This window comes from Streptomyces sp. F001 (genome assembly GCF_004187715.1).
Taxonomy (GTDB): Bacteria; Actinomycetota; Actinomycetes; order Streptomycetales; family Streptomycetaceae; genus Streptomyces; species Streptomyces flavusporus.
Genome location: NZ_QZWF01000116.1, coordinates 1 through 4,424, shown reverse-complemented (window position 1 = coordinate 4,424; position 4,424 = coordinate 1). Strand labels below are relative to the sequence as shown.

Sequence of the window (4,424 nt, the reverse complement as noted above, 5' to 3'; positions counted from 1 at the left end):
GGGACCCGCCGCCGAGGAAACGGGCCGCGGCCCGTTTCCTCGGCGGCGGGTCCCTCGGGGTTCTCCGTCTCCAGCAACCGCACCGCGTGCCGCCCGAGTTGGGCCACCAGTCCGCTGGGCAGCCACGGGTCCCGGGAACGCCCGCCGGTGACGGTGTCCTCCGCTCCCGTGCGTTCCAGGATGCCGTCCAGCGTGGGCCGGGCGGCGGGGTCCTTCTTCAGGCAGTGGCGCACGAGGTCGGTGATCCCCTCGGGCACGCCCTCCAGGTCGGGTTCCTCCTGGGTGATGCGGAACATCAGGGCGTGCACCCCGCTGTCGGCGCCGCCGAAGGGCAGGTTGCCGGTGGCGGCGTAGGCCAGCACCGAGCCCAGGCAGAACACGTCGCATGCGGGCGTGATGCGGTCGCCGCGCACCTGCTCGGGCGCCATGAACCCGGGCGAGCCGATGAGCGCACCGGTCCGGGTCAGGCCCCCGTCGGTCACCGTCTCCAGTGCCCGCGCGATCCCGAAGTCGATGACCCGTGGGCCGTCGATGGTCACGAGCACGTTGGAGGGCTTCAGGTCCCGGTGGACGATCCCGGCGGCGTGGATGTCCTTCAGCGCGTGCGCGAGCCCGGCCGCGAGGATCCGTACCGACCGCTCGGGCAGCGCCCCGTGGTCGCGCCCCACGACCTGCTGGAGGCTCGGCCCGGCGACGTATCCGGTGGCCACCCAGGGCACGGCCGCCTCGGTGTCGGCGTCGAGCACGGGCGCGGTCCAGTGCCCGCCGACCTGCCGGGCGGACTGCACCTCCTGCCGGAACCGGGCGCGGAACTCCTCCTGCGCGGCCAGTTCCGCCCGGACCAGCTTGACGGCGACGGTCCGGCCGCGGTCCGACCGGGCGAGGTACACGTGCCCCATTCCGCCGGCGCCGAGCCGCGCCAGCAGCCGGTACGCGCCGATCCTCGATGGGTCCCCAGGCCCCAGTTTCTCCATGGCCGCGCCCGCCCCTCCCCCAAGTACACGCCCAGTTCGGACCGAGGATAGTGCGGGTCGTCAGGCCGCGGAGGGCATGGTCTGCACGGTTCCTCTACGGTTCCGTAACGGGCGGGCCCACCTGTTCCAGCGCCTCGGACAGCCGTTCCAGCACCCGTACCACCTCGGCGAGCCCGTCGTCCCCGAGGGCCTCGGCGAGCCGGTCGGCGTAGGCGGCGTGCGCCGGGCCGATCCGGTCGACGGCGGCCAGCCCCTCGGCCGTCGGCGCGAGGAGCTTGGCGCGGCGGTGGGCGGGGTTGGGCCGGTACTCGGCCAGGCCCCGCTCGACCAGCAGATCGGCGATGCGCTGCACGCTCTGCCGGGTGATGCCCATGGCGCGGGCGATCCCGGCCACCGGCAGTGGTTCCCGCAGCACCGCGCCCAGCACCTGCCACCAGGCCGCCGTCAGACCGACGGGCCGCGCCAACTCCTCGGCCACGGCGAGGAATTGACCGTTCAGCCGGAACGCGCCGAGCGCGCTGCGGCTGAACAGGTCCTGTCGCTCCCGGCTCACTGCCCGCCCGCCTGCTCGAGTACGGCGTACGCCTCCGCGTCGGAGTCGTGGAACAGCCGGTACCAGGCGTCGAGCACCTCGCCCTCGTACACCCCGAGCAGCCGGAAGATCTCCCGGGCGAAGGCGACGGGTTCGGTCGGACCGGCAGTGATCAGGCCGCCGTCGGTGACCGCGTCGGCGTCGACGTACCGCGTGCCGCCCTGGTAGCCGGTGGCGGCGAGGTAGAAGGAGACCGCACTGGTGTGCTCACGGTCGTCGAGCAGCCCCTCGCGGGCGAGCCCGGCGGTGGCCCCGCAGATCGCGGCGACGGGCACACCGGCGGCCAGGAACTCGCGGGCCTTGCGGGCGAAGGGGGCGAGGTCGCCGCTCGTGTCCCAGAGGTCGCCGCCCGGCAGGATCAGCAGGGAGCTGTCCTCGGGACGTACGTCGGCCAGGGCGAGGTCGGGCCGGATGTGCAGTCCGCCGATGCTGGTGACCTGGTCGGTGGACGGGCCGACGGTGCGGATCTCGTACCCGGCGCGGGCGAGGTGTGCCGTCGCGTGGCCGGTCTCCCAGTCGGCGAGGGTGTCGTACACGGCGTGATGGACGGGCTTGCGGCCTGCGTTCATGACTCCTCCGAGGACGTTCTCCAGGCGCTCCATGATGACAGCATCCTGCCAATTGGGCAGCATGCTGTCAATACATCTCATCAGCCCACCGTCGACAACCTGTCGCGGAAACCCCCGGACCGCAGACAGGACGCCGATATCGCGTCCGTATCGCGGCCGCCTACCCTCGGCCGCATGACCCCTCAGCCAAACCCCGAGGCCGGCGCCGCCGTGAAGGCCGCGGACCGTGCGCACGTCTTCCACTCCTGGTCCGCGCAGGAGCTCATCGACCCGCTCGCCGTCGCCGGCGCGGAGGGGTCGTACTTCTGGGACTACGAGGGCAGGCGCTACCTCGACTTCACCAGCGGGCTCGTCTACACGAACATCGGCTACCAGCACCCGAAGGTCGTCGCCGCGATCCAGGAACAGGCCGCCTCCCTGTCCACGTTCGCGCCCGCCTTCGCCATCGAGGCCCGCTCCGAAGCGGCCCGGCTGATCGCCGAGCGCACCCCGGGCGACCTGGACAAGATCTTCTTCACCAACGGCGGTGCCGACGCCGTCGAGCACGCGGTGCGCATGGCCCGGCTGCACACGGGCCGCCCGAAGGTGCTCTCCGCCTACCGCTCGTACCACGGCGGCACCCAGCAGGCCGTGAACCTCACCGGCGACCCGCGCCGCTGGGCCTCCGACAGCGCCACGGCCGGCGTCGTGCACTTCTGGGCGCCCTTCCTCTACCGCTCCCGCTTCTACGCCGAGACCGAGGAGCAGGAGTGCGAACGGGCGCTGGAGCACCTGGAGACGACGATCGCCTTCGAAGGGCCGTCGACCATCGCCGCGATCATCCTGGAGACGATCCCGGGGACGGCGGGGATCATGGTTCCGCCGCCGGGATATCTCGCCGGGGTGCGTGAGATATGCGACAAGTACGGCATCGTCTTCGTCCTGGACGAGGTCATGGCCGGGTTCGGGCGGACCGGCGAATGGTTCGCGGCGGACCTGTTCGACGTCGTACCGGACCTGATGACCTTCGCGAAGGGCGTGAACTCCGGATACGTGCCGCTGGGCGGCGTCGCCATCTCCGGGAAGATCGCGGAGACGTTCGGGAAGCGGCCGTACCCCGGCGGGCTGACGTACTCCGGCCACCCGCTGGCCTGCGCCGCCGCCGTCGCCACGATCAACGTGATGGCCGAGGAGGGCGTCGTGGAGAACGCTTCCCGGCTGGGCGCCGAGGTCCTTCAGCCGGCGCTGCGGGAGCTGGCCGAGCGGCACGCCTGCGTGGGCGAGGTGCGCGGCGTGGGGATGTTCTGGGCCCTCGACCTGGTGAAGAACAAGGAGACCCGCGAGCCGCTGGTGCCGTACAACGCGGCCGGTGAGGCGAACGCGCCGATGGCGGCGTTCGCGGCAGCGGCGAAGGCGGGCGGGGTGTGGCCGTTCGTGAACATGAACCGCACCCATGTCGTCCCGCCGTGCAACGTGACCGAGGCGGAGCTGAAGGAGGGGCTGGCGGCGCTGGACGCGGCCCTGTCGGCGGCTGACGAGTACACGGCATAACCGCGGCCCGGCATCCGGACGCGTAAGGTGGCGTGCTCGTAGACATGTACGAGCACGCCATTCTGCGCAGCGAGAGGAAGCCCCCCGACCATGCCCGGCACCAGCGGCAACGGCGCCGTGACCCGTAGCACCCTGCGGCAGCAGATCGCGGACGCGCTGCGGGACGAGGTGTTGTCCGGCCGGCTGCAGCCGGGGCAGGCGTTCACGGTGAAGGAGATCGCCGAGCAGTACGGCGTCTCCGCGACACCGGTGCGTGAGGCACTGGTCGACCTGTCCGCGCAGGGCCTGCTGGAGGCCGACCAGCACCGGGGCTTCCGCGTCCGCGAGTACTCCCTGCGCGACTTCCGTGGCCTCGTCGAGGCCCGCACCCTGGTGATCGACGGGATGTTCCACGCCCTCGACGAGGGCCGCAAGGAGTTCCGGGACCTCACGGACCCACGGGCGGCGGCCGCGTTCGCGGGCGTACGCCGACGCGGCGAGGAGGCGCAGCGCGCCGCGAACGCCGGTGACCTCACCGTCCTGATCGGCTACGACCTGCGTTTCTGGCGCGAGCTCAGCAGCCTGTTCGGCAACCCGTACCTCGTGGACTTCCTGCACCGGCTGCGCGTGCAGTCCTGGGTGTGCGCGGTGCAGCATCTGCGCCGGGTGACCGATCTGCGCGGCCACCTATGGGCGGACCACACCGAACTGGTCGACGCCCTGGTGCGTCGCGACACCGTCACCGCCCGCTCGATCATCGCCGCCCACAACGCTCACTCC

At 72.1% G+C, this 4,424-nt stretch carries 5 protein-coding genes; 2 read left to right on the top strand and 3 right to left on the bottom strand.

Features of this window, described 5'->3' with window-relative positions; genetic code table 11:
* The 3 genes from StrepF001_RS44625 to StrepF001_RS44615 all read right to left on the bottom strand — a co-directional run.
* Positions 1 to 974 (bottom strand): serine/threonine-protein kinase (locus StrepF001_RS44625; RefSeq protein ID WP_129803781.1); only part of this gene is annotated, 974 nt, incomplete at its 3' end.
* Between the two features lie 94 nt (positions 975 to 1,068).
* Positions 1,069 to 1,527, bottom strand: a complete 459-nt coding sequence (locus StrepF001_RS44620; RefSeq protein WP_129803780.1) for a MarR family transcriptional regulator — start codon at positions 1,525 to 1,527, stop codon at positions 1,069 to 1,071.
* Positions 1,524 to 2,135, bottom strand: a complete 612-nt coding sequence (locus tag StrepF001_RS44615) for a type 1 glutamine amidotransferase family protein (protein ID WP_129803782.1) — start codon at positions 2,133 to 2,135, stop codon at positions 1,524 to 1,526. Before StrepF001_RS44615 ends, StrepF001_RS44620 begins: the two co-directional genes overlap by 4 nt.
* A 174-nt stretch (positions 2,136 to 2,309) precedes the next feature.
* Here StrepF001_RS44615 and StrepF001_RS44610 point away from each other — a divergent pair, with 174 nt between their 5' ends.
* Together StrepF001_RS44610 and StrepF001_RS44605 are read left to right on the top strand one after the other, a co-directional pair.
* Complete coding sequence (locus StrepF001_RS44610) at positions 2,310 to 3,665, top strand: aspartate aminotransferase family protein (RefSeq protein WP_129803779.1); 1,356 nt, start codon at positions 2,310 to 2,312, stop codon at positions 3,663 to 3,665.
* 90 nt (positions 3,666 to 3,755) lie between these two features.
* Positions 3,756 to 4,424, top strand: a 669-nt coding sequence (locus StrepF001_RS44605) for a GntR family transcriptional regulator (protein ID WP_129803778.1), incomplete at its 3' end; no start/stop codon positions are given.

What these genes read in the sequence shown, in the direction of transcription:
- StrepF001_RS44615 (WP_129803782.1), bottom strand. Translation starts at nt 2,135, where the DNA reads ATGAACGCAGGCCGCAAGCCCGTCCATCACGCCGTGTACGACACCCTC.
- StrepF001_RS44610 (WP_129803779.1), top strand. Translation starts at nt 2,310, where the DNA reads ATGACCCCTCAGCCAAACCCCGAGGCCGGCGCCGCCGTGAAGGCCGCG.